The organism is Sphingomonas sp., from assembly GCF_019242355.1.
Lineage (GTDB): Bacteria > Pseudomonadota > Alphaproteobacteria > Sphingomonadales > Sphingomonadaceae > Sphingomicrobium.
On the sequence record NZ_JAFAVR010000237.1, the window covers coordinates 1 to 2,018 of the forward strand.

Below are 2,018 nucleotides of genomic sequence, written 5' to 3' on the forward strand. Positions count from 1 at the left end.
TCCGGATGACAATAGGGCGCCCAGCACGGTGCTCCAGAAGAGAGCGCGGCGGGTCGCGTCTCGTCTTGCGAGATCGCCGGCACCTTCGGCGGCGGCAATCTCCCTGACCGCAGACGCGCCGAAGCCAAGGCCCGCGATTGCCGCGGCAAGCATGACCAGGTTCAGGAGCAGGCTGATCAAGCCCACCCCCGACGGCCCGACGAGCAGAGCCGCGCCTTTCATTCGGACCAAGCCGAGAAAGACATTGGCCATCGCCGCGGCGCCGACGATGATGGAAGAGCGCAGGATGTGTCGGTGGGAGGTGGTCAAGAGTCGGCCGATCGCTGCGCGGAACTGCCATGACATAAAGGGGCGCGCGCGCAGTTCCACTTTCTTTTGCGCCTTGACCTGCCTGGCCCTAGGACTGCGATGTGCAAGTCGACAGACCGCTCCGTTCCGATTCCGCGAGCGCTGTTGTCGCTCCGGCGGTGCCCAAGACGGCAGTGAAGGCCGGTCTGGCGATCAGCCCGTTCAATTACGAGTGCGTTGAAGCCCTTGGACAGGCAGCGGATGGGCGAGCGCTCTTGCGGGCGCATCTCGGCGCGTCGTTTACGCTGACGGCAAGCGGGCGGCAGGCGCTGGGGCTTGTCCTTGACCGTATTGGCCTTGCGTCAGACGACGAGGTCGCGATCATGACGACCAGCGGCGGTTCCTATGTCTCGGCCTGCGTGACCAGCACCATTGAGCAGCGTTGCCGGTGGGCGATCGGAATATCGGGATCGAGCAAGGCGGTGATCGTCATCCATGAATGGGGGCGACCGTGTGAAGCGCTCGCCGAAGCCATGGCAAGCGGCCTGCCTGTGATCGAGGATTGTGCTTATGCTTTCGCGGCACGGCATCCGGATGGACGGCAGGCCGGGCGTGATGGGCACTATGCAATCTACAGCCTCCCCAAGCTATTTTCGGTGTCGTTCGGCGGGCTTGCGGTGTCCAGGATGGGCGGAACGCTGCCGAGCCCACTGGACGTAAAGGAACAGGACTATCTCTGCCGTGCGATTGCTCCGGAGCTGAGTCGCCTGCCGGACCTGCTGGCTAAAAGAGCAAAGGTCTGGAGGCATCTGGCCGGCATGTTCAGCGAACTTGGAGCTCGCCCCTTCTTCGAGCCACGAGCTACCGACACGCCTGCCGTTTTCATGTTTCGTCATGATGCCGAGACAGTGCCTTTGTCGGAGGTAAGAGAGCGCTTTGAGGCGCACGGCGTCGAAGCGAGCGTCTTCTATGGCGAGAATGCCTTCTACGTGCCGGCGCATCATCGGATGAGCGAAGCCTGTTGCGCCTGGCTCGCGGCGATTTACGCGAAGCTGCTCGCCGATCACGGGGCTCTAGCATGATCGGTAACCTTCTCGATTGGGCGGATGCGCGCCTGTTCGACTGGCTGATGGACAACCCCCGCGCGGTGCCCCTCCGGTTCAAGAAATTGTTCGCCTCGCATTATCCGGACGCGCGCGTCCGCAAGCTGTATTGGAACGAGCTGAACGTCGCGATGGGTGAGGGGACCTTCCCGAACCCCGGCCTCATGGTCGTCAACACCATGGACGCGGACACGCGCGTGACGATCGGCGACCGCGTCTCGATCGCGCCGGGAGTCATCCTCGTGACGGATTCCGCTCCGACCAACTCTCCGGCTTTGCTGCGGCATCCCGGGCTTAGGCAACGCGTCATAAGGAAGGCGCCGATCGTGATCGAGGACGATGTCTGGATCGGCGCGGGCGTCGTCATCCTTCCCGGCGTTCGGGTCGGTCGATGCGCCGTGATCGGCGCGGGATCCATCGTCACGTCGGACGTAGGCCCGAACGTGATTGTCGCAGGAACGCCCGCGCGGCTTTTACGAACGCTGGACGATGACTGACGGGCACACCGTCGAAATCCTGCGCTATGACTCCTCGCTTGCGTCGAACTGGGCGGAAGTGCTGGCCGACGCCAGGAACGGCGTCTTCCTCTTCGATCGCCGATACATGGACTATCATGCCGATCGGTTC

General features: G+C 63.3%; 3 protein-coding genes. 2 read left to right on the forward strand and 1 reads right to left on the reverse strand.

The features are described 5' to 3' along the window. Nucleotides 1–369: oligosaccharide flippase family protein (locus tag JOZ79_RS11595; RefSeq protein ID WP_294074287.1), on the reverse strand; the 369-nt coding region annotated here is incomplete at its 3' end. Nucleotides 370–467: 98 nt separating this feature from the next. Between JOZ79_RS11595 and JOZ79_RS11600 the strand changes: the two genes are divergently transcribed. Further along, complete coding sequence (locus JOZ79_RS11600; protein WP_294074289.1) at nt 468–1,370, forward strand: DegT/DnrJ/EryC1/StrS family aminotransferase; 903 nt, start codon at nt 468–470, stop codon at nt 1,368–1,370. Next, nucleotides 1,367–1,888, forward strand: a complete 522-nt coding sequence (locus tag JOZ79_RS11605; RefSeq protein WP_294074292.1) for a DapH/DapD/GlmU-related protein — start codon at nt 1,367–1,369, stop codon at nt 1,886–1,888. Before JOZ79_RS11600 ends, JOZ79_RS11605 begins: the two co-directional genes overlap by 4 nt. Nucleotides 1,889–2,018 lie beyond the last annotated feature (130 nt).

Excerpts from the sequence above, each read along its gene's own strand:
- JOZ79_RS11605 (WP_294074292.1), top strand. The coding sequence starts at position 1,367 with ATGATCGGTAACCTTCTCGATTGGGCGGATGCGCGCCTGTTCGACTGG.